This window comes from Polaromonas sp. AET17H-212 (genome assembly GCF_002379085.1).
In the GTDB taxonomy this organism is placed as follows: Bacteria; Pseudomonadota; Gammaproteobacteria; order Burkholderiales; family Burkholderiaceae_C; genus Polaromonas.
The window spans coordinates 110,843-130,657 of record NZ_NBZW01000001.1 but is presented as its reverse complement, the minus strand read 5'-3'; the positions used below and the strand labels follow the sequence as shown (position 1 = coordinate 130,657).

Below are 19,815 nucleotides of genomic sequence, written 5' to 3'. Positions count from 1 at the left end.
CGCAGCGTGCGGGTGAATGACGGCGTGGCAGATCGCGCTTTTCCTGCTGTGTGTGGCCCTGGCGACCTGCGCCCAGAACCTCAGCGGTTTCGCCTTCGCGCTGATCCTGCTGGGCCTGGCCGGCCTGCTGGAGCTCGCCCCGCTGGCGGACCTGGCCAACGTGGCCACCGTGCTGGCACTGGCCAACGCCCTGGTCGCCTTGCGCCGCTCGGGCCGCACGCTCGATGTGCCCGCCTTCCGCGACACCGCGATGGGCAGTGCCGTGGGCATTCTGGCGGGGGTGCTGCTGGTCGGCTGGCTCAGCGCCAACGTCACCCTGGTCCTGCGTGTGCTGCTGGGGCTGACGGTGCTGGCCTGCGCCATCGTGGTGCTGTTGCAGGCTGCGGCCCTGCGTGAACGTTCATCCGCCGCCTCGTTTCGCAGCTGGGGCGTGATCTCCGGCCTGCTGACCGGCCTTTTTTCGACCGGCGGGCCGCCGCTGGTTTACCACCTGTACCGCCAGCCGATGCCGCTGCGAACGGTGCGCGACACCCTGGTTGCGACGCTGGCGGCCAGTTCGCTGATGCGGCTGGCGATGGTGCTGGGCACCGGGCAGTTCAGCGCCAACGCGCTCAAGCTGTGCCTGCTTGCCGCGCCGCTGGTGTTCGCGCTAAGCTGGTGGCTGGATCAGCACCCGCCCGGCTGGTCGCGGCCCACGGTGCTCAAACTGGTTTGTGCGCTGCTGCTGCTGACGGGTGTCGGGCTGCTGGTCCCGGCGCTGCTGCAAATCGCCAGAACCGGCCTTTAGGGCCTGTTCACACTATTTATGCAAGATGCGTTGCGAGTCAAAAAGGCCATGCGCGAGGCGCAAAATGCAGCCGGGCTGGAGCCCGGCAAGGCTTTGCAACGCTGCGCATGGCCTTTTTGGCCGCAACCCGAAGGGAACGTGGTTAAAACAGCACCACTCGTCGTTGCACTCCTGGCCCAGCCGCCCAGGCTGAGCGTCGTCGCGCGCCTAGATTGGCGCTGTTTTAACCACGTTCGCACTTGCATAAATAGTGTGAACAGGCCCTAGACCCCCCATGGAATGCCTGAACCCATGAACTACTGGCTGATGAAATCCGAACCCGGGGAATGCTCGGTCGACGACGCACTGGCGGCCCCGAAAGCCACGGTGCCCTGGGTGGGCGTGCGCAACTACCAGGCGCGCAACTTCATGCGCGACGCCATGCGTGTCGGCGACGGCGTGTTGTTCTACCACTCCAGCTGCGCTGAGCCGGGCATCGTCGGCATCGCGCGTGTGGCCTCCACCGCCTACCCCGACCCGACACAGTTCGACACGGCCTCGCCGTATTACGACGCCAAGTCCGGCCTTGATGCGCCGCGCTGGCTGCTGGTGGACGTGCAGGTGCTCCGGAAAATCCCCACCATCACCCTGCCCGCGCTGCGCGCCCGACCCGAGTTGTCCGAGCTGCTGGTGCTCAAAAAGGGCAACCGCCTGTCCATCACGCCGGTGGAGCCGCGCCACTGGCAGGCCATCACGGGCAGCGGCGTGGAGTCCCCAGCCAGGAAGGTCAGGTCATGAAAACCATGGGACTGCTTCCGGGCGTGTTGCTGGCCGTGGCCGCGTTGCTGCTGGTGGCCGGGCAACTGGGGGTTTTCGCGGGCAAGCCGCCGCAAGACCTGGGCGTGCGGAATGGCCGCCTCAAGCCGCCGTCACCCACACCGAACAGCGTGTCCAGCCAGGCCGGCGACTATGCCGACCACCCGCAGCGCAGCGAGGCCAGCATCGCCCCCTTGTCTTATACCGGTGACGCCAGGGCCGCCGTGGGCCGCCTGGCCGCCCTGCTGGAAACCACTCCTGGCTGTGTGCTGGTGAAGCGGGAGCCGGCTTACCTGTACGCGCAGTGCCGCACCCGCTGGCTGAGGTTCACGGACGATGTGGAGTTCTCGCTCGACGAAGCCGGCAGCGTGATCCAGGTGCGCTCCGCCAGCCGGCTGGGGCGCAAGGACTTTGGCGTGAACCGCGCCCGCGTCGAGGCCCTGCGCGCACGCTTCGTACAAGCCCAGCGTCCCTGAAGTGCTACCAAAACAATAGCTGTTTGCGCCCACATCTATTGGGCTGGAGCTACTTTTTTCTTGTAGCCAGGGCATCAGCCCGTTGTCGGCCGGCGGTGCTGCGCAAAAAACGTCCACATCATCAGCGTGGCGTCCGGGCCTTCCGGCGCGCTGAAATCCACACTCGCGTCGCCGCCGCTCCAGGCGTGGCCCAGGTGCTCGATCTCGCAGCTCACCAGCTGCGGTTTTCTGCCGGCGTACCAGGTGGCGCTTTCGTAGGCGTGGCGCGGATGGCGCCCGGTGGCGCGTGCCGGGTAGCGGCGCAGCACCGGATCGTGGCGGGTGATGGCTGCGGCGTTGAAGATCGTGAACTGCTCGGTCAACTGCGTCATGTTGATGCGCCGCACCACGGCATCACGCGCGCCGTGGATAAGGATCGCCGGCATGCCCGGGAAATCCGGCCGGGCCGCGGTGATGGAACGTGCCGCCTCGCTGTGGGCCGCGCCAGCGCCGTGCTGCATGGCCCGGTAGGCGCTCATGGGCGAGTCGGCCGTGCCGAACACCGGCGCCGAGTGCAGGCCCACGGCGGCCACCCGGTCGGGGTAGCGCAGCGCCAGGATGTTGGCCAGCCCGGCGCCCGCCGACAGGCCCGCCACATAGCTGCGCGCCGGGTCCAGCGCGTGCCTGGCCTGCACATGGGCCATCATGTCTGCAATCAGCCGGACATCGCCCTGCCCCTCCTGGGTGGCACGCTGGTACCAGTGCCAGCAGCGGTGCGCGTCGGCCGAGGCCGACTGGTGCGGGTAAAGGACGGCAAAACCCTTGCGCTCAGCCAGTTGGTTCATGCGTGTGGCAATGGCAAAGTCGGTGGCGGTTTGCTGGCAGCCATGCAGCATGACCACCAGCGGCCGCGGCGCCGCGCTGGCCGTGGCCGGCAAATAGAGCCAGTACGCCATGCGTCGCGCGGGCGCAAGCTGGCCGGCGGCCGGCACGGAGAAATAGGCCTTTTGCCAGGTGCCGGGCAGGCCGGACACGGCGCGTGCCGGCGGCGCGGCGGGTTTGCGCAGGGCTTTCACCGCTTTCGGCCTGATCAGCTTGACGGGTTGGGCGCGGCGCACCGGGCTGGCGGCAGCCTTGGGCACCAGACTGAGAAACAGCCGGCGGCCCTGCGCCTGCTGGGCCTTGCCCATGCGGCGCATGCTTTTGAGCCAGAGGCTGCTCAGGCTTTTGGCCATCGTGCCCGGACAACGGTGGGAAGGTGCAGCATCATCGGTCCTTCCTTGCGTGAATTGGTAAGTACACCGTCATTTTGCTGCATTGCAACAAAACCCGCTCACCCCGTTCCGACAGGACCCGCCCGCGGCGGCAACCACGGACCTTGATGCGTGTCAGTCCCGGTGCCGGCCCCAGCCGTTACGATGGAGGGTTCAAGGGGTTGCCACCCCTCTCTTTGCCCCCATCTTTGCCCTGCCATGCCTGATTTCCTGACCGCCGCCCTCTACAAATTTGTCGATCTTCCCGACTTTGCCGATCTGCAGCCGCCCCTGCAGGCCTTTTGTGAAGCCCAGGACGTGCGCGGCACGCTGCTGCTGGCCCGGGAAGGCATCAACGGCACGATCGCCGGGCCCGAAGCCGGCGTGCGTGCGGTGCTGGCGTATTTGCGCGCTGATCCGCGCCTGGCCGACCTGCCGCACAAGGAATCCTGGGCGCAGAAGCTGCCGTTTTACCGCATGAAGGTGCGCCTGAAGCGTGAAATCGTCACCCTCGGTGTGCCCGGCATCAACCCGAACGAGATGGCCGGCGAATACGTGAAGCCGCAGGACTGGAACGCCCTGATCGCCGACCCCGACGTGGTGGTGGTCGACACCCGCAACGACTACGAGTTCGGCATCGGCACGTTCGAGCGCGCGCTCAATCCCAAAACCCGGAGTTTTTCGGAACTGCCCGCCTGGGTGGAAGCGCAGTCGGCGCCGGGCGGACTGCTGGCCGCCAAGGACGGCAAAAAACCCAGGGTGGCGATGTTCTGCACCGGCGGCATACGCTGTGAAAAATCCACCGCCTTCATGCGCACCCAGGGCTTTGACGAGGTCTACCACCTCGAAGGCGGCATCCTCAAGTACCTGGAAACCGTGCCTGAAACCGAAAGCCTGTGGCAGGGCGAATGTTTTGTCTTCGACGAACGCGTCTCCGTCGTGCATGGCCTGGCCACCGGCCACTACGGCCTGTGCCGCGCCTGCCGCGACCCGATCAGCGCGGCCGACATGGCCTCGCCGCTGTACGTGCCCGGCGTCAGTTGCCCGGCCTGCCACGACAAGAAAACCGACGAACAAAAGCGCGGCTTCATTGAGCGCCAGCGCCAGGTCGACTACGCGAACCGCCGGCGCCAGCCGCACATCGGCGCGAAGCTGCCGTCGTCGTCGCCCGCCGGGGACGGCGAAGGCGCCTGATGGGCGCCCTGCCCATCCTTTATTCGTTCCGGCGTTGCCCCTATGCCATGCGTGCACGGCTGGCGCTGGCTGTGAGCGCCCAGCCGTACGAACTGCGCGAAGTGGTTCTGAGAAACAAACCCGCCGAGCTGCTGGCCGCTTCGCCCAAGGGCACGGTGCCGGTGCTGCTGCTGGCCGGCGGCGAAGTCTTGGACGAAAGCCTGGACATCATGCGCTGGGCGCTGGGCCGCCACGACCCCGCGCAGTGGCTGGCGCCGCCGGGTGCACCGCCCGACGAGATGGCCGCGCTGATCGCCGCCAACGACGGCGACTTCAAGCGCCACCTGGACCGCTACAAATACCCGCACCGTCATGCCGACGAATCCGGCGGTGCTGATGCAGCAGGCTTTGCGCTGGCGCATCGCACGCAGGCGGCGCGCTGGCTGGCGCAACTCGACGCGCGCCTGGCCGGTGGCTGGCTGCTGGGTTCCCGTGCCAGTCTGGCCGACATGGCCCTGCTGCCATTTGTGCGCCAGTTCGCCCACACCGATGCCGACTGGTTCGCCACGCAGCCGTGGCCGCGCCTGCAGGGCTGGCTGGTGGCCTTCGAGGCCAGTGCCCTGTATGCGGGCGTCATGCAAAAACAGGCGCCATGGCAACCGGCCGCTGTCGCGCAGCGGTGATACCGGTGCACCGGTCCTTTCTGGCTTGCGTGAAGAACGGTGCATCAAATCGGCCACCAGCCCTTTCGATATAAGCGCAAGCAGCTATCAATAGAGAAGCAAACCACCGCTTCCGGATGCGCCATTCACACCTCGGGCGCCACCATCTCCGCATAGTCATACAGCGCCGCCAGCACCGTTTCCCCGCGTTCGTCCGCCGTCTCCGACAGCACATCGAGTGCGGCCAGAAAGGCATCGACATTGCGCGCCCCGCCTTCGCCTTCGAGCAGCCGCGCGGCGCGGTGCGCCTCCCAGCGTTCGGCCTCTTCCGGCGAGAGTGTCGCCTCGAAATTGCGGGCGCGGTAGCGAAACACCAGCTCTTCGAGCCGGTCGTCGTCGAAGCCGGTGCGGCTGTGCGCCAGTTCGGCCGCCGGCAAGGCACGCAGCTGGTTCAGGCGACGCCGGTCGTCGTTGTTGATGAAGCCGCCGTACAGGTCTTCGTCCACGTCGGGAATGCCCTCTTTGGGCCGCGCAAAAACCTCCGGCCAGATCGCGCTCATGTCGGGCAGGCCGGCAGCTTTTTCGGCGTGGCGCAGTGCGGCCTCCATGTCCACCCCCCACCGGGCGGCCATCTCCGGGCTCAGGGTGGCCAGCTTGCGCACCACCATGGGCGACTTGTTCAGGTGCACCGACTTGATCGGCAGGCGCAGCACGCCTTCCGGCAAGTCCGCGCTTTTGCTGAACAGGCGCTGGCGCAGGGTCGCCACGTCGAGCAGCGGCAATTCGCCGGGGTCCTGCGCCAGGTCCCAGGCCAGCAGCTCGTTTTTGTTGGCGGGGTGTATGGTCAGCGGCCACATGACAGCCAGGCAGCCGCGCTCGGGCGGGAACATGCCCGACACATGCAGAAACGGCTGCGCCGTCTGCGGGCTGGTGGGCAGGCCGAGTTCGGCCGCCACCCGGTCTTTCTTGTGCAGCCCCAGGCAGAAGTCGAACAGCTTGGGCTGGGCCGTGCGGACCAGGCGGGCCAGCGCAATCGTGGCGCGCACGTCCGACAGCGCGTCGTGCGCCGTTTCGTGCAGCAGGCCGTTGGCGCGCGCCAGGTCTTCGAGCTTGAAGCTGGGACGCAAGGCACCGGCCTCGCCGGGGCGGCGTTCATCGGGTTTCATCGGCCAGGTGATGCCTTCGGGCCGCAGCGCATAAGCCATGCGCACCACGTCGAGCAGGTCCCAGCGGCCGCAGCCGTTTTGCCACTCGCGCGCGTAGGGGTCGATCAGGTTGCGCCAGAACAGGTGGCGCGTGACCTCGTCGTCGAACCGGATGGTGTTGTAGCCCACGCCAATGGTGCCGGGCTCGGCCAGCACGGCTTCGATGCGGGCGGCGAATGCATGTTCGGGCAGGCCGCGCTCCAGGCACAGCTGCGGCGTGATGCCGGTGATCAGGCAGGAGGACGGGTCGGGCAGGTAGTCGCGCGCCGGCTGGCAATAAATCATCAGCGGCTCGCCGATCTCGTTGAGTTCGGCGTCGGTGCGTATGCCGGCAAACTGCGCCGGCCGGTCGCGGCGCGTGTTCAGGCCGAAGGTTTCGTAGTCGTGCCAGAGGAAGGTGTGCGTCGCCATCGGTCGGGGCCTGTCAGCCAGGGTTGGGAGTAAAAAGTGCCGCCATCCCTTACCGGACGGTCGAAAGCAGCTATGGTTTCAGGAGCATTTCAGGCGGCCAAAGCAAAATGGCCGGTAGCGCGATGCTACCGGCCTTTTCGGCGCTTCCAGATTCTTCCGGGCGCTGTCCGGGTCGTTCCGCCATTTTTCGGCGCCCCCACAGCCGTTCGTCGACTCATGCGCGGCAGATATTGTCCTGGCTCGCAGGAACCCGGCGGCCATCCCCTCATCCGCCTCGCGCGCCAGAAATCCCCGCCCAGGACAGCGCGCCATGCAGCACCGTGAACCTTTGCGATACATCAAGCAGGCCACGGCCAGCCAGTCCTACTATTTGCAGGCGCTCCGATCAAGTGCCGGCCATGAAACCCGAACGACGCCGGTTTCACGGGCGGGAGTCTCCAAAGGAAACATCATGGACAAAACCTGGGTTCTGGTCGCCAATGCCGAGCGTGCACGCTGCTTCCAGCGTGATTCCACCAGCCATGCACTCACCGAGTTGAGCGACTTTGTGCATCCACATGCCAGCCTTGGCGGCGAGGCCCAGGGTGGCGCGCTGACAGGCGCGGCGGGTAAGGGCCACGGGCGCACCGGGCATGCCGGCACGCAGTTTGAGCCGCATACGCCAGCCCAGGCCAAGGAACGTGACAGCTTTGCCCGCCAGCTCGCCGATTACCTCAACGAGGGAGTGGCCGCGAAGCGCTGCAACGGGCTGGTGCTGATTGCCTCCAGCCCCATGCTGGGTGAACTCCGGCCCTGTTTGAGCCCTGCCACCCAGAAGGTGGTGCAGAGTGCCGTGGTCGGCGACCTGACCCGCTACGAGGGCCCCGAGTTGAAAAAACGTGTCGATGACGCCTTGCGACTGCCCGATTGAGGGAACGAGGTGCGAGGTGCTTTTTGTGCCTGACAAAAAAGGTGTGATTCATGCTGAAAATCCTGATTGCGGTAGATGGTTCCGAGCATGCTGACCGGGCGGTGGACGCCGTCGGCGCCATGGTCCGGTCTTCACTGGATGTGGAGGCCACGCTGCTCTGCGTCAGCCCGGAGCCGCTCCTGTATGGCGGCTATACCCTGGCCACCATAGAGAAAATTGAAGAGGATCAGAAAAAGCAGCAAACCGTGATCCTCGCCAAAGCCGCGGAACGCGCCAGGGCGCAGGGACTCAAGCTCGCCGAGCCCGCCCGCGCCCATGGGGTGATTGCCAACGAGATCGTGCGTATCGCCAAGGACCTGCAGGTGGACCAGATTGCCATGGGCACACGCGGTATGGGCGCCGTCGGCAGCGTGGTGCTGGGCTCGGTGGCCCAGCGCGTGATCCATCAGTCGCCGGTGCCCGTGTTGCTGGTCAAATAAACGCCCGCCTGGGCGTGTCGCCGCGGCGTGCCGAACGTGGCCGGCGACGACTCATGAAACAGGCCTCTTGCCCAATAAACACGGGCGCAAGCAGCTATTGTTTCAGGAGCAAATAAAAAAAGGCCGGGGCATGACGCCACCGGCCTTTTTTACGGCTTGCCCGCTGTTGCCTCAGTCGGTCGTTGCCTCTTCCGGCTCGGGTTTGGCTTTGCCTTCCTTCTTGGCCAGCGGCTGGATGTCGAGCACAACCTCGCCGTTTTCCACGCCTTTTTCGTCGGTGGTCACCTTCATGTCCACCGTCAGACGCCCGCCATCGACCAGGCGGCCGAACAGCAGTTCGTCGGCCAGCGCACGACGGATCGTGTCCTGGATCAGGCGCTGCATCGGGCGTGCGCCCATCAGCGGATCGAAGCCCTTCTTGGCCAGGTACTTGCGCAGCGTGTCGGTGAACGTCACGTCCACTTTCTTCTCGGCCAGTTGCGTTTCGAGCTGCAGCAGGAACTTGTCGACCACGCGCAGGATGACGGTCTCGTCGAGCGCCTTGAAGCTCACGACCGCGTCAAGGCGGTTGCGGAACTCGGGCGTGAACAGGCGCTTGATGTCGGCCATCTCGTCGCCCGCCTCGCGCGGGTTCGTGAAGCCGATGGTCGCCTTGTTCATGGTCTCGGCGCCGGCATTGGTCGTCATGACGATGATCACGTTGCGGAAATCGGCCTTGCGCCCGTTGTTGTCCGTCAGCGTGCCGTGGTCCATGACCTGCAGCAGCACGTTGAAGATGTCCGGGTGCGCCTTTTCGATCTCGTCCAGCAGCAGCACCGCATGCGGCTTCTTGGTCACGGCTTCGGTCAGCAGGCCGCCCTGGTCGAACCCGACGTAGCCCGGAGGCGCGCCTATCAGGCGGCTCACCGCGTGGCGTTCCATGTACTCGGACATGTCGAAGCGGATCAACTCGATGCCCATGATGTAGGCCAGCTGCTTGGCAGCTTCCGTCTTGCCGACGCCGGTGGGGCCGGAGAACAGGAAGGAACCAATCGGCTTGTCGTCCTTGCCCAGGCCCGAACGCGCCATTTTAACGGCGGATGCGAGCACGTCGAGGGCCTTGTCCTGGCCGAATACCACGCTTTTCAGGTCGCGCTCCAGCGTCTTGAGCTTGCCGCGGTCGTCGTTGGACACGTTGGCGGGCGGAATGCGCGCGATCTTGGCCACGATCTCCTCGACCTCGGCCTTGGTGATGGTTTTCTTGCGCTTGGACGGCGGCAGGATGCGCTGGGCAGCGCCCGCCTCGTCGATCACGTCGATCGCCTTGTCGGGCAGATGGCGGTCGTTGATGTACTTGGCGCTGAGTTCGGCCGCGGCCTGCAGGGCCGCCACGGCGTATTTCACGCTGTGGTGCTCTTCAAAACGCGACTTCAGGCCCTTGAGGATCTCGACGGTTTCCTGCACCGTCGGCTCGACCACGTCGACCTTCTGGAAGCGGCGTGACAGGGCCGCGTCTTTCTCGAAGATGCCGCGGTACTCGGTGAAGGTGGTTGCACCGATGCATTTCAGCTGGCCCGAGCTGAGCGCGGGCTTGAGCAGGTTGGACGCGTCCAGCGTGCCGCCCGAGGCCGCACCGGCCCCGATAAGGGTGTGGATCTCGTCGATGAACAAAATGCCGTTGGGCTTGTCTTTCAGTGCTTTCAACACGCCTTTGAGGCGCTGCTCGAAGTCGCCGCGGTACTTGGTGCCGGCCAGCAAGGCGCCCATGTCGAGCGAGTAGACCTGCGCTTCGCCCAGGATCTCGGGCACGTCTTTCTGCGTGATGCGCCACGCCAAGCCCTCGGCGATGGCGGTCTTGCCCACGCCGGCTTCGCCGACGAGCAACGGGTTGTTCTTGCGGCGGCGGCACAGGATCTGGATCACGCGCTCGACCTCGTAGTGGCGGCCGATCAGCGGATCGATCTTGCCTTCCTTGGCGAGCTGGTTCAGGTTCTGGGTGTACTGCTCCAGCGGCGAGGCTTTTTCGTTCTTCTCACCGCCCTCTTCGTTCTCGGCAGCGCTCTCGCCGGCCTTGGTGGGCTCGGGCGGGTCGCTCTTCTTGATGCCGTGCGCGATGAAGTTCACGACGTCCAGGCGTGTCACGCCCTGCTGGTGCAGGTAATACACGGCATGCGAGTCTTTTTCGCCGAAGATGGCGACCAGCACGTTGGCGCCGGTGACTTCCTTCTTGCCGTTGCCGGTGGACTGCACATGCATGATGGCGCGCTGGATCACACGCTGGAAACCCAGCGTGGGCTGCGTGTCGACGTCGTCGCTGCCGGCGACCTGCGGCGTGTTGTCCTTGATGAAGTTGGCCAGCGACTTGCGCAGGTCATCGATATTGGCGGAGCATGCGCGCAGCACCTCAGCGGCACTGGGGTTGTCGAGCAAGGCAAGCAGCAGGTGTTCCACGGTGATGAACTCGTGGCGCTGCTGGCGGGCCTCGACAAAGGCCATGTGCAAGCTGACTTCTAGTTCCTGGGCAATCATTGCTTTTCCTTTCGGCTTGCTGCTGGGATATCTGATGGGATCATTGTGTAACTCTTCAAGCCGATATGGGCTGTTTTTTCCATTATTCAATGGGCTCGCACACACACTGCAGCGGATGGCCATTCTTTCGCGCTGCTTCCGTGACCTGGTCGACCTTGGTCGACGCGACATCCTTGGAAAACACGCCACACACGCCTTTGCCGTCCAGGTGAATCTTCAGCATGATCTGCGTGGCCGTTTCCCGGTCCTTGTTGAAAAATTCCTGGATCACCACGACGACAAACTCCATCGGGGTGTAGTCGTCGTTGAGCAGCACGACCTGGTACATCTGCGGCGGCTCGGTCTTTTGCGGACGGCGCTCAAGCACGACCGCATCCCCGCCGTTGGCATCCTCGGGCTTGAAGGCCGGTGCCTTGGGTGGTGCGGGAGTTTTGGGAGGTTTGCTGGCCATGGAAATCATTCTAGCGACCGGAATTGTCCAGTGCGCCTGACAGGGAAATTGGTGGCGGGAACGCGACAATCAAGCGCGGACAATTGGCTTCTGGCCGGCCGGTTCAAAAGACCAAAAAAAAGCCGCCCAGCCTGAGCCGCGGCGGCTTTGCAGCATATTCTGCCTGGTTTCCCGGCCGCCCAGCCCCTGGCTGGCGCGGTGGGCTGCAAGGCAGCCTGCTTGCCTACATGTGGTCGATCATGACCTGACCGAAACCGGAGCAGCTGACCTGGGTCGCGCCATCCATCAGGCGGGCGAAGTCGTAGGTGACTTTCTTGGACTCGATCGACTTTTCCATCGAACTGATGATCAGGTCAGCGGCTTCCGTCCAGCCCATGTGGCGCAGCATCATTTCCGCCGACAGGATTTCAGAACCGGGGTTCACGTAGTCCTTGCCGGCGTATTTTGGCGCCGTGCCGTGGGTAGCCTCGAACATCGCGATGGTATCGCTGAGGTTGGCGCCGGGCGCAATGCCGATGCCGCCGACCTGGGCCGCTAGCGCATCGGAGACATAGTCGCCGTTCAGGTTCAGCGTGGCGATCACCGAGTATTCGGCCGGGCGCAGCAGGATCTGCTGCAGGAAAGCGTCGGCAATCGAGTCCTTGACGGTGATTTCCTTGCCGGTTTTCGGATTCTTGAACTTCATCCACGGGCCGCCGTCGATCAGTTCGGCACCGAACTCCCTGGCCGCCAGGGCGTAGGCCCAGTCCCGGAAGCCCCCTTCGGTGAACTTCATGATGTTGCCCTTGTGGACAATCGTCAGGCTGGGCTTGTCGTTGTCAATGGTGTACTGCAGGGCTTTGCGCACCAGGCGCTCGGTGCCCTCCCTGGACACAGGCTTGATGCCGATGCCCGAGGTGTTGGGGAAGCGGATTTTCTTGACGCCCATCTCGTCCTGCAGGAACTTGATGAGTTTTTTGGCCTTGTCGGACTCGGCCTCGAATTCGATGCCGGCGTAAATGTCTTCCGAGTTCTCGCGGAAGATCACCATGTTGGTCTTGTGCGGCTCTTTCACCGGTGAGGGCACGCCCTTGAAGTACTGGATGGGGCGCAGGCAGACATACAGGTCCAGTTCCTGGCGCAGCGCGACGTTGAGCGAGCGGATGCCGCCGCCAACCGGCGTGGTCAGCGGTCCCTTGATGGAGACCACATAGTCCTTGACCGCAGCCAGGGTTTCTTCCGGCAGCCAGACGTCGGGACCGTAGACCTTGGTGGACTTTTCACCAGCGTAGACTTCCATCCAGTGGATTTTCTTCTTGCCGCCGTAGGCCTTGGCCACGGCCGCGTCGACCACCTTGAGCATGACCGGCGTGATGTCCGCACCCGTGCCATCGCCTTCAATGAACGGAATGATCGGCTCGTCCGGAACATTCAGTGAATTGTCGGCATTGACCGTGATTTTCTGCCCCTGGGCGGGCACCTTGATGTGCTGGTACATGTGAACAAGTCTCCGGTACGCGCCAGAAATTGCAGTGATCGACTGCCGGGCGCTGTTTAGGTGATAACCCGCAAATTTTAGCCCCAAATCTTCCCTCGACAGATTTAACGGCCTGCGTGTCAACCGTTTCCAAACGGGCCTCGTTACATTCAGGTCCACGAGTTTTTCGGGGGACTTGGTTCAAAAACTTATTTAGGAAAACTCCAAATGAACAAGATTCTTGCTGCCCTGATTTCCGGCCTGTTTGCTGCAGGCGCTTTTGCCGCTTCCCACGCTGGCGCTCCTATGGCCGCCAAGCCTGCCACCCCTGCTACGGCTGCCACTCCGGCGACTGCTGCCACACCGGCGACGCCAGCGACTGCTGCAACGCCAGCCGTGCCTGCTGCCAAGGTTGATGCCAAGGCCGCCAAGGCCGAAAAAGCCGCTGCTGCCAAGAAAGCCAAAGCTGAAAAAGCTGCCGCTGCCAAAGCTGCCAAAGCTGAAAAAGCCGCTGCTGCCAAGAAAGCCAAAGAAGACAAAGCTGCTGCCGCCAAGAAGTAATTCTTCGCGCCTGTCTGAAATGCCCGCTTTGCGGGCATTTTTCATGGCCGTCGTTTATGCTGACCGTCTGACCTCTTTCCGGTGAACCCTTATGCCCTTCTTGCCCGATCTCCCGAAGCCGTCCCTGCGCGGCCTGAAGCTCGCACTTTCCTGCCTGGTGTTGACCACCGGATGCGCGCTGGCCCAAGGAACGCCGCAAACAAACCTGCCGCGGGCCAAACTGTCGGCAGGCATGCACCAGATTGATGCGCAACTGGCGCTGACGCCCGAGCAACGGCAAATCGGCCTGATGTTTCGCCGGGAGATGCCGCAAACCGAAGGCATGTTGTTTGTGTTCGAACAGCCTGCCCAGCAGTGTTTCTGGATGAAAAACACCCTGCTGCCGCTGACCGCAGCCTTTGTCGCCGACGACGGCACCATCGTGAACCTCGCCGACATGAAACCGCAGACGACAGAGTCGCACTGCTCGGAAAAACCGGTGCGTTACGTGCTGGAGATGAACGTCGGCTGGTTTGCCAAAAAAGGCATCAAGGCCGGCAGCAAACTGGCGGGACCGGTGTTCGCGCCGCCCCGCTGAACAGGCATGCGTCGCGCCATTGGCGGCACCATGAAAAAAGCCGACGTGAAGTCGGCTTTTTTGTGGGCCAGTTAAGGCGTCAAGTTTGTTTACGCGTTGAAAGCCGCCAGTGCCGCGTTCAGTGTCTTGCTCGGACGCATCACAACGTCCAGCTTGGCCAGGTCGGGCTGGTAGTAGCCGCCAATGTCCACCGCCTTGCCTTGCACGGCCTGGAGTTCGGCAACGATGGTCTGCTCGCTGGTCATCAGCTCCTTGGCCAGCGGCGCGAACCGTGCAGCCAGGGCCGCGTCTTCGGTCTGTGCGGCCAGTTCCTGGGCCCAGTACATGGCCAGGTAAAACTGGCTGCCACGGTTGTCCAGTTGGCCGGTCTTCGGCGACGGATTTTTGTTGTTGTCGAGAAGCTTGCCAGTGGCGGCATCCAGCGTTTTGGCCAGAATCTTCGCCTGGGCGTTGCCGGTCTTGATACCGAGGTCTTCCAGCGATACCGCCAGGGCCAGGAATTCGCCCAGTGAGTCCCAGCGCAGGTGGTTTTCCTCAACCAGTTGCTGAACATGCTTGGGTGCGGAGCCGCCGGCGCCGGTTTCATACATGCCGCCGCCGGCCATCAGGGGCACGATGGACAGCATCTTGGCGCTGGTGCCGAGTTCCATGATGGGGAACAGGTCTGTCAGGTAGTCACGCAGGATGTTTCCGGTGGCGCTGATGGTGTCCAGGCCGCGCACAACGCGCTCCAGCGTGTAGCGCATGGCACGCACCTGGCTCATGATCTGAATGTCCAGACCCGCCGTGTCGTGCTCGTGCAGGTACATCTTGACCTTGGTGATCATCTGCGCTTCGTGCGGGCGGTAGGAATCGAGCCAGAACACCACCGGCATGCCGGAGTTGCGGGCACGGGTCACAGCCAGCTTGACCCAGTCACGGATCGCGGCGTCCTTGACCTGGCACATGCGCCAGATGTCGCCGGCTTCCACATTCTGGCTCACCAGCACCTCGCCGGTGGCCAGGTCAGTGATGTTCGCCATGCCGTCTTCGGCGATCTCGAAGGTCTTGTCGTGCGAGCCGTATTCCTCGGCCTGCTGGGCCATCAGTCCCACGTTGGGCACCGTGCCCATGGTCCTGGGATCGAAGGCACCGTGCCACTTGCAGAAGTTGATGATCTCCTGGTAGATGCGGGCGAAAGTCGATTCGGGCATCACGGCCTTGACGTCCTTCAGGCGGCCGTCGGCGCCCCACATCTTGCCGCCGTTGCGGATGGCCGCAGGCATGGAGGCGTCCACGATGATGTCGTTGGGCGAATGGAAGTTGGTGATGCCCTTGGCCGAATCAACCATGGCCAGCTCGGGGCGGCCTTCGTGACAGGCGTGCAGGTCGCGCTTGATCTCGTCCTGCTTGCTCTGCGGCAGCGTACCGATCTTGTTGTACAGATCGACCATGCCATTGTTGACGTTGACGCCCAGCTCCTCGAACAGTTTGGCGTGTTTTTCGAACGCTTCCTTGTAGAAGATCTTCACGCAGTGGCCGAACACGATGGGATGCGACACCTTCATCATGGTCGCCTTCACGTGCAGGGAGAACATCACGCCGGTCTTGTGCGCGTCCTCGATCTCCTTCTCGTAGAACTCCACCAGCGCCTTCTTGCTCATGAACATCGAGTCGATGATCTCACGGTCCAGCAGCGCGACCTTGGGCTTGAGCACGATGGTCTTGCCGCTTTTGGTGATCAGCTCCATCTTGACGTCGCGCGCGCGGTCCAGTGTGATCGACTTTTCGCCGTGGTAGAAGTCGCCGGCGTGCATGTGCGAAACGTGCGAGCGCGAGGCCTGGCTCCAGTCGGCCATGCTGTGCGGGTTCTTGCGCGCGTATTCCTTGACGGCCTTGGGCGCGCGGCGGTCCGAATTACCTTCGCGCAGCACTGGGTTCACGGCGCTGCCGGTGCACTTGTTGTAGCGCGCGCGGATGTCCTTGTCCTCGTCGGTCTTGGGGGCTTCCGGGTAGTCCGGGATCTTGTAGCCCTTGCCCTGCAACTCCTTGATCGCGTCCTTGAGCTGAGCCACCGACGCGCTGATATTGGGCAGCTTGATGATGTTGGCTTCGGGTCTGAGCGTTAGCCTGCCCAGCTCTGACAGGTTGTCCGCAACCCGTTGTTCCTCGGTCAGGTATTCCGCAAATTGCCCCAGAATCCGACCAGCCACCGAGATGTCGCTGGTCGTCACCTTGATTCCGACCGGCGCGGTGAACGTGCGCACGATGGGCAGGAAGGCGCTGGTCGCCAGCAGCGGTGCCTCATCGGTCAGGGTGTAGATGATGGTGGGTTGCTCGGTGCTCATCGCTTATCTCCAGAAATTGTTACGGAACGCCACCGGCTGCGGCACAGCCCGGAGGTCACGGTCGAATGTTGTCTGAGGTTCCTTAGAGGAATCTGACCCACGCTGCATTTTATGCAATGCAATATCACAATGCGAAATTGCAGGTGGTTACAGCAACTTTTTTTTCCATACGGCCGAAAAAATCGGCGCCGCCAGGTCAAAAAAAGTCTGCGGCGCACCCAATGGAGATGACCCGCGAAGGCATGACGCCAGCCTGCGCGAGCGCAGGACCCGTTGACGGCCATAAAGCAAAAAGGGCTCGAAGATCAAATCTTCGAGCCCTTTTTGTTTCCAGCCTGTGCCTCAAGCGACCCAGGCGGGTTTAAAACTGGCTTGTTCTACGCGGACCCCTTTCCCGGAGGAACACAGGGAACAGCCCAATGGATGTCAGGCGAAGTTCTTCGCTGCAAAATCCCAGTTCACCAGCTTGTCGAGGAAGGTTTCGACAAACTTGGGGCGCTGGTTGCGGTAGTCGATGTAATAAGCGTGTTCCCACACGTCCACCGTCAGCAGCGCCTTGTCGGCGGTGGTCAGCGGGGTGCCGGCCGGGCCGGTGTTGACGATGTCAACCGAGCCGTCGGCTTTTTTCACCAGCCAGGTCCAGCCCGAACCGAAGTTGCCGACGGCCGACTTCACGAACGCTTCCTTGAAAGCCGCGTAGGAACCGAACTTGGCGTTGATGGCCGCAGCCAGCGCGCCGCTTGGCTCGCCGCCACCGGCCGGCTTCATGCAGTCCCAGAAAAAGGTGTGGTTCCAGATCTGGGCCGCGTTGTTGTACACGCCACCGCTGGATTTCTTGATGATCTCTTCGAGCGTCATGGCCTCGAATTCGGTGCCTTTTTGCAGGTTGTTGAGGTTGACCACATAGGCGTTGTGGTGCTTGCCATGGTGGTACTCAAACGTCTCCTGGCTGTAGTGGGGGGCCAGCGCGTCGATGGCGTACGGAAGTGGGGGGAGTTTGTGTTCCATGTTTTTTTTCCTCGTGAGGTGTTGTTGATAAAACCGGTGTCGACGGCCATTGTAAAAACTAAATCAGCCGCGGTGCAGAAACGGTCAAATCGACCTCGCCGTCGGCAAGGGTAGCGCGCAGCGCCTGGCCCGGATGGGTGGCCCGGGCGCTGGTAACCGCCTGCCCCTGCAGGTCGGCCAGCCAGGCATACCCGCGTTGCAGCACGAGCTTGGGGTCGAGCGGCGCCAGCCTGAACTGCGCCCGCTCCAGCCGCCGTTGCTGCTGCACCAGCGCGCCCACCATGGCCTGCGGAAACGCCAGCGCCAGCCCCTGGAGGCGGCTGCTTTCCCGCTGCACACCCGACTGCAGCGCATGCCGCAGGCGCTGTGTCTGGCTGGCCAACCGGGCCTGCTGGCGGGTCACCAGATGGGACGGCCGGCTCACGCGGGACGCGGCCCAGTCGAGCCGCTGGTTCTGGGCCTGCAACTGCCGCTCCACGCCATCCTGCATGCGCCCCTGCATCAGGTCCAGCGCGCCGAGCCAGACACTTTGCGGCTGGGCGCACATTTCGGCCGCCGCAGTAGGGGTGGGCGCGCGCAGGTCAGCGCAAAAATCGGCAATTGTGAAATCGGTCTCGTGGCCGACGCCGCACACCACGGGCACCGGCGAAGCGACGATCAGGCGCGCCAGTTGCTCGTCGTTGAAGGCCCACAGGTCTTCCATGGCCCCGCCGCCGCGCACCAGCAGCAGCACGTCCACCTCCGCGCGCTCGCTGGCCTTGCGCAGGGCCTGGCGCAACTCCTCGGGCGCCTGGGCGCCCTGCACGCTGGCCGGGTAAATCACCACCGGAATGTGCGGCGCGCGGCGCTGCAAGGCCGTCACCACGTCATGCAGGGCGGCTGCGCCGAGTGAGGTCACCACGCCGATGGCGCGCGGCAGCAGCGGCAAGGGCCGCTTGCGGCCGGGCTCGAACAGGCCCTCGGCCTCCAGCCTGGCCTTGAGCAACAGGAATTGCTCGAACAGGTTGCCCTGCCCGGCTTGCCGCATGGACTCGACCACCATCTGCAGCTCGCCGCGCGGCTCGTAAACGCCGAGCCGGCCACGCACTTCGACCAGCTGGCCGTCGCGGGGCGAAAAATCCAGCAGGCCGGCGGCCCGCCGGAACATGGCGCAGCGGATCTGGCCCTGCTCGTCCTTCAGGGAAAAGTAACAGTGCCCACTGGCGGCCCGCGAAAACCCGCTGACCTCCCCCTGCACAGCCACCGGGTTGAAACGTGCCTCCAGGCTGTCGGCAATCGCGCGCAGCAAGGAGCCGACGGGCCAGACCCGCACCCCCGGCGAAGCGCTCGCTGGCGTCCCCGCAGACTCAAACATGGGCAAACCCCTCAGTAACTCGGGGGTAATACTCCACAGAGCCGCATGACAGCGGGATCAAACCTCTGGTTTGCCGGGGAAGCCTAGATAAATTCATGTAACTCATTGATTTATAGGAACAATATTCCGCTTATTTTTTCATCGTTCTGTCACAGGGCCCATTTGGCGCGGCTTGGCGGCCTCCCGCCGGCTACTTGCTAACAAAGTTATCCACAAGATCTGTGGGTTAGGTCCTACAACCCTCCAACGCGCAAAGGCAGCGAATTGACAACGCCGCATCCGGGGCGCGCCCCCCGGCTGGGCCATAATCCACAGCAACTATTTGCCGGGAGACGTTTACTTGTTTTCGATCATACAAGCCGCAGGCTGGCCCATCTGGCCCCTGGTTGCCTGCTCCATCCTGGCCCTGGCCCTGGTCATCGAACGGTTTGTCAGCCTCAAAACCGGAAAAATCGCCCCGCCCCGGCTGCTGGACGAGGCCATCACTGTCTCACGCAGCACGGTGCCCGCCCCCGACGTGGTTTCGCACCTCGAACAGAACTCCCTGCTCGGGCAGGTGCTGGCCAGCGGTTTTCGTGCGCTCAACACCAACCCGCGCATCAGCGAGGACGATCTGCGCTCCACGCTCGAGGGTGCGGGCCGGCGCGCCGCCCACACGCTGGAGCGTTACCTGGCGGCGCTGGCCACCATTGCCTCGGCCGCACCGCTGCTGGGCCTGCTCGGCACGGTGATCGGCATGATCGAGATTTTTGGCTCGCAGGCCGGCGGCGGCGGCGTGGCCAATGCCGCTGGGGGCAACCCCGCGCAACTGGCACAGGGCATCTCGATTGCGCTGTACAACACCGCCTTCGGCCTCATCGTGGCGATTCCATCGCTGATCTTCTGGCGTTATTTCCGCGCCCGTGTCGATGGTTACCTGCTCACCATGGAAATTGCCTCCGAGCGGTTTGTGCGCCACCTGAACACCCTGCGCAAATGATGAATTCCCACGCCTGGCGCGGCGGAGGCGCAGCATGAATTTCCGACGCTCATCGCGTGATGAACCCGAGATCAACCTGATTCCGTTCATCGACGTGTTGCTGGTGGTGCTGATCTTCCTCATGTTGTCGACCACCTACAGCAAGTTCACCGAACTGCAGATCAAGCTGCCGGTGGCCGACGCCGACCAGCAGCGCGACTACCCCAAGGAAGTGATCGTCGCCGTCAGCAGCGATGGCCGCTACATGGTCAGCAAGGTGCCGGTCCCCGGCCGCAGCATTGAGGCCCTGGCTGCGGCCATCGTCGCGGCGGCCAAGGCCGGCAAGGACAGCGTGATCATCATCAGCGCCGATGCCAGCGCCACGCACCAGTCGGTCATCACCGTGATGGAAGCGGCCCGGCGCAGCGGCATGACGCAAATCACTTTTGCCACCCAGAGCGCGGCGCAGGCCGGCGCCCGTTAAA

General features: G+C 63.8%; 19 protein-coding genes. 10 read left to right on the top strand and 9 right to left on the bottom strand.

The genetic code is table 11. From position 1 onward, the window contains the following. Positions 1-16 precede the first annotated feature (16 nt). The 3 genes from B7G53_RS00615 to B7G53_RS00605 all read left to right on the top strand — a co-directional run bounded on the left by B7G53_RS00615 (position 17) and on the right by B7G53_RS00605 (position 2,058). Entirely contained in the window at positions 17-787 is a 771-nt protein-coding gene (locus tag B7G53_RS00615) for a TSUP family transporter (protein WP_096662329.1), read from the top strand. A gap of 279 nt (positions 788-1,066) precedes the next feature. Further along, positions 1,067-1,564 carry an EVE domain-containing protein gene (locus tag B7G53_RS00610; RefSeq protein ID WP_096662328.1) on the top strand — a complete coding sequence of 166 codons (498 nt, stop codon included), beginning with the start codon at positions 1,067-1,069 and terminating at the stop codon, positions 1,562-1,564. After that, positions 1,561-2,058: a DUF1499 domain-containing protein gene (locus tag B7G53_RS00605; RefSeq protein WP_096662327.1), complete on the top strand. Its 498-nt coding sequence runs from the start codon at positions 1,561-1,563 to the stop codon at positions 2,056-2,058. The genes B7G53_RS00610 and B7G53_RS00605 overlap by 4 nt, the downstream gene beginning before the upstream one ends. Before the next feature lie 74 nt (positions 2,059-2,132). On the opposite strand, the gene B7G53_RS00600 is transcribed toward B7G53_RS00605, so the two are convergent. Continuing rightward, positions 2,133-3,272 (bottom strand): extracellular catalytic domain type 1 short-chain-length polyhydroxyalkanoate depolymerase, encoded by a 1,140-nt coding sequence (locus B7G53_RS00600; protein ID WP_096662326.1) that lies wholly within the window; start codon positions 3,270-3,272, stop codon positions 2,133-2,135. Between the two features lie 237 nt (positions 3,273-3,509). Here B7G53_RS00600 and trhO point away from each other — a divergent pair, with 237 nt between their 5' ends. Together trhO and B7G53_RS00590 are read left to right on the top strand one after the other, a co-directional pair. Beyond that, the gene (gene trhO / locus B7G53_RS00595; protein WP_096662325.1) at positions 3,510-4,484 is read left to right on the top strand and encodes an oxygen-dependent tRNA uridine(34) hydroxylase TrhO; all 975 of its coding nucleotides are present in this window, start codon (positions 3,510-3,512) and stop codon (positions 4,482-4,484) included. Continuing rightward, positions 4,484-5,146 (top strand): glutathione S-transferase, encoded by a 663-nt coding sequence (locus B7G53_RS00590; protein ID WP_096662324.1) that lies wholly within the window; start codon positions 4,484-4,486, stop codon positions 5,144-5,146. Before trhO ends, B7G53_RS00590 begins: the two co-directional genes overlap by 1 nt. A gap of 125 nt (positions 5,147-5,271) precedes the next feature. Here the strand turns inward: B7G53_RS00590 and sbcB are convergent, their stop codons facing one another. Beyond that, on the bottom strand, positions 5,272-6,741 hold the full coding sequence (gene sbcB / locus B7G53_RS00585; protein ID WP_096662323.1) for an exodeoxyribonuclease I: 1,470 nt from the start codon (positions 6,739-6,741) through the stop codon (positions 5,272-5,274). Positions 6,742-7,192: 451 nt separating this feature from the next. Here sbcB and B7G53_RS00580 point away from each other — a divergent pair, with 451 nt between their 5' ends. Beyond that, positions 7,193-7,651, top strand: coding sequence for a host attachment protein (locus B7G53_RS00580; protein WP_096662322.1), 459 nt, complete (start codon positions 7,193-7,195; stop codon positions 7,649-7,651). A gap of 50 nt (positions 7,652-7,701) precedes the next feature. Beyond that, positions 7,702-8,130: a universal stress protein gene (locus B7G53_RS00575; RefSeq protein ID WP_096662321.1), complete on the top strand. Its 429-nt coding sequence runs from the start codon at positions 7,702-7,704 to the stop codon at positions 8,128-8,130. A gap of 171 nt (positions 8,131-8,301) precedes the next feature. Here the strand turns inward: B7G53_RS00575 and clpA are convergent, their stop codons facing one another. The 4 genes from clpA to B7G53_RS22715 all read right to left on the bottom strand — a co-directional run bounded on the left by clpA (position 8,302) and on the right by B7G53_RS22715 (position 13,151). After that, a complete protein-coding gene (gene clpA, locus B7G53_RS00570) occupies positions 8,302-10,638 on the bottom strand; it encodes an ATP-dependent Clp protease ATP-binding subunit ClpA (RefSeq protein WP_096662320.1) in 2,337 nt (778 codons plus the stop codon). 82 nt (positions 10,639-10,720) lie between these two features. Next, the gene (gene clpS, locus B7G53_RS00565; protein WP_096662820.1) at positions 10,721-11,089 is read right to left on the bottom strand and encodes an ATP-dependent Clp protease adapter ClpS; all 369 of its coding nucleotides are present in this window, start codon (positions 11,087-11,089) and stop codon (positions 10,721-10,723) included. A gap of 223 nt (positions 11,090-11,312) precedes the next feature. After that, positions 11,313-12,566 (bottom strand): NADP-dependent isocitrate dehydrogenase, encoded by a 1,254-nt coding sequence (icd, locus tag B7G53_RS00560; protein WP_096662319.1) that lies wholly within the window; start codon positions 12,564-12,566, stop codon positions 11,313-11,315. A 192-nt stretch (positions 12,567-12,758) separates the two neighbouring features. After that, the gene (locus tag B7G53_RS22715; RefSeq protein ID WP_176491239.1) at positions 12,759-13,151 is read right to left on the bottom strand and encodes a hypothetical protein; all 393 of its coding nucleotides are present in this window, start codon (positions 13,149-13,151) and stop codon (positions 12,759-12,761) included. 46 nt (positions 13,152-13,197) lie between these two features. On the opposite strand from B7G53_RS22715, the gene B7G53_RS00550 reads away from it, so the two are divergent. Continuing rightward, positions 13,198-13,683, top strand: a complete 486-nt coding sequence (locus B7G53_RS00550; protein WP_096662317.1) for a DUF192 domain-containing protein — start codon at positions 13,198-13,200, stop codon at positions 13,681-13,683. Positions 13,684-13,772: 89 nt separating this feature from the next. Here the strand turns inward: B7G53_RS00550 and B7G53_RS00545 are convergent, their stop codons facing one another. The 3 genes from B7G53_RS00545 to xseA form a co-directional block, all read right to left on the bottom strand. After that, complete coding sequence (locus tag B7G53_RS00545; protein WP_096662316.1) at positions 13,773-16,010, bottom strand: NADP-dependent isocitrate dehydrogenase; 2,238 nt, start codon at positions 16,008-16,010, stop codon at positions 13,773-13,775. A 426-nt stretch (positions 16,011-16,436) separates the two neighbouring features. Further along, positions 16,437-17,018, bottom strand: coding sequence for a superoxide dismutase (locus tag B7G53_RS00540; RefSeq protein ID WP_096662315.1), 582 nt, complete (start codon positions 17,016-17,018; stop codon positions 16,437-16,439). Between the two features lie 58 nt (positions 17,019-17,076). Beyond that, the gene (xseA, locus tag B7G53_RS00535; RefSeq protein ID WP_096662314.1) at positions 17,077-18,372 is read right to left on the bottom strand and encodes an exodeoxyribonuclease VII large subunit; all 1,296 of its coding nucleotides are present in this window, start codon (positions 18,370-18,372) and stop codon (positions 17,077-17,079) included. Positions 18,373-18,712: 340 nt separating this feature from the next. Between xseA and B7G53_RS00530 the strand changes: the two genes are divergently transcribed. After that, on the top strand, positions 18,713-19,351 hold the full coding sequence (locus B7G53_RS00530; protein WP_096662313.1) for a MotA/TolQ/ExbB proton channel family protein: 639 nt from the start codon (positions 18,713-18,715) through the stop codon (positions 19,349-19,351). 34 nt (positions 19,352-19,385) lie between these two features. After that, positions 19,386-19,814 (top strand): ExbD/TolR family protein, encoded by a 429-nt coding sequence (locus tag B7G53_RS00525; RefSeq protein ID WP_096662312.1) that lies wholly within the window; start codon positions 19,386-19,388, stop codon positions 19,812-19,814. The last annotated feature ends 1 nt before the right edge of the window (position 19,815 follow it).